The organism is Desulfovibrio sp. 1214_IL3152, from assembly GCF_036763055.1.
Taxonomy (GTDB): domain Bacteria; phylum Desulfobacterota; class Desulfovibrionia; order Desulfovibrionales; family Desulfovibrionaceae; genus Desulfovibrio.
The window spans coordinates 1-1,922 of record NZ_JBAIYW010000108.1; the positions used below are offsets into that span (position 1 = coordinate 1).

Consider the following 1,922-nt stretch of genomic DNA (forward strand, 5'->3'; position numbering starts at 1 on the left):
CAAGAATGTCATTCTGGGCGCGGGCCTTGTGCTGGCCCTGACGGGCATCATGCTGTCGGCCCTGTGGTGGTGGCTTGTGGGCCGCAGAGAGCGTGCCGTGGCCGACCAACTGCGCCGCCTGTATCTTATGGTCAACCAGCAAAAACAGATCATGGACGGCGTGAACTCGGCCCTGTCGGCCGGAGTTGTGCTCAACGACCTTAACGGAACCATCTTTTACGCCAACCAGAGCTTTGCGCACATGGTAGGTATGGAAGCCAACAGCATGCGTGGCCGTCCATACACCGATCTTGGGACGGATATTGCGCGCAGCCTTGTGACGCATACTCTGGCCGTGCATCAGACCGGTGACCTTTCAAGCTTTACAGAAACACTGACGGTGGACGGCAAGCCGCGCTATTTCTTTACATCCTGCACGCCGTTTCGGGATGAGGCAGGGCGCATGTCGGGCGTGGTTTCGGTTTACAGCGATGTGACGGATCTTGCCACGGCCCAGCAAAAGGCACAGCAGATGGTCAACCAGACCGTCAATGCCTATGTGCGCGCGGTTGAAGCTGTGGACAGCTACCTCTGCGGGCATTCGTCCCTTATGGCTCAGCTTGCCGTGACCCTGGCCTATGTTCTTGACAAAACCGATGCCACCACGCTGGCAACCTTGCGGACAGCCGCCAATCTTTCGCAGATCGGCATGATCCAGCTGCCCAGAGAGCTGCTCACCAAGTCCGGCGCGCTCACGCCAGAGGAACGTACGCAGTTGCAAAAACATGTGGAGTATGCCCGGCGCGCCCTGGAGGGCATTGATTTTGGCCTGCCTGTTCTGGAAGCCATTTCGCAGATGTATGAAAGAGAGGATGGTTCCGGCTACCCGGCCGGGCTTTCCGGCGACGCAATTTGCGAAAACGCCCGTATTCTGGCTGTGGCTAATACCTTCTGCGCCCTGGTGCGTTCGCGTTCTTACCGTCAGGCCCTGAGCGTTGAGCAGGCGCTGGAAATTCTGTCCGAGCAGCCGCCCCAATACGATATGCATGTGGTGGCGGCCCTGAGAAAATTCCTGGCTTCAGAGCAGGGCGCGGCCTTTTTGGCGCAGCTGGAAAACAGCCGGCACGATAACCCTGAACATGAAGGCTAGCGTGGTCATACATGCGGGTATTATTTTTGAACTCGACGTTTCCGGGGCGCTTTCGTTCCCTGGCGCAGGCTTTTGGAGCTGTTCGAGAAAATACGGTACTTTTTCTGGCTGAAACCGGACAAAAAATAGCTCTTGCCGGGGTGCGCCGCCTGCGTCTGGCGCCGCCCTCTTCCTATGACAGTGATGACCCGGCGGAAAAAGAGATTGTCAGGCGCCTGAGGCGCGGCGCACGCGCGGGCAATACCTTGCTGGGATTGCGCAAAAGCGGTTTTTTCCCCGATATTGTCTGCGCATCGGCCAGTATGGGCGGCAATTTTTATCTGCGCGATATCTTTCCCGATGTTTTTTATGTGGGGCAGGGCGACTGGTTTTACACGCCAGGCGAAAGCCACTGTTTTTTCAACAAGGGAAAACCGCGTCCCTCAGCGGACTTTGCCCCCGCCAGAGTGGCGAATCTTTGGGAATACAACGCCCTGGGCGACTGCGACCTGGCGGTAACCTCGTCATTGTGGCAACGGGAGCAGTACCCTGAATTTCTGCAAAAAAAACTGCATGTGGTCCACAGCGGCATCAATCCCAGATTTTTTTCTCCTGTGGAAAACCAAGAGGAACATTCGGGAGAGCGTGTCAGTTTTTTGGGGCCGCCGCATGAACCGGCGCGCGGTTTTCAGCAGTTTATCGAGTGCCTGCCGTACCTGCTTGCGCAACGGCCCAACTGTCTGGTGCTGATTGCCTGGCTTGAAAGCGCCACGGGCGGCGTACGCGCGCGCGGTGGGGAAGAAGAGGCCGTGCA

General features: G+C 57.6%; 1 protein-coding gene and 1 pseudogene. Both read left to right on the top strand.

The annotated features are described in order from the left end of the window. The coding region (locus tag V6C07_RS02050) for an HD domain-containing phosphohydrolase (protein WP_333534729.1) at positions 1-1,129 on the top strand (1,129 nt) is incomplete at its 5' end. A 26-nt stretch (positions 1,130-1,155) separates the two neighbouring features. After that, positions 1,156-1,922: pseudogene (locus V6C07_RS02055) on the top strand (glycosyltransferase); the annotation flags it as partial.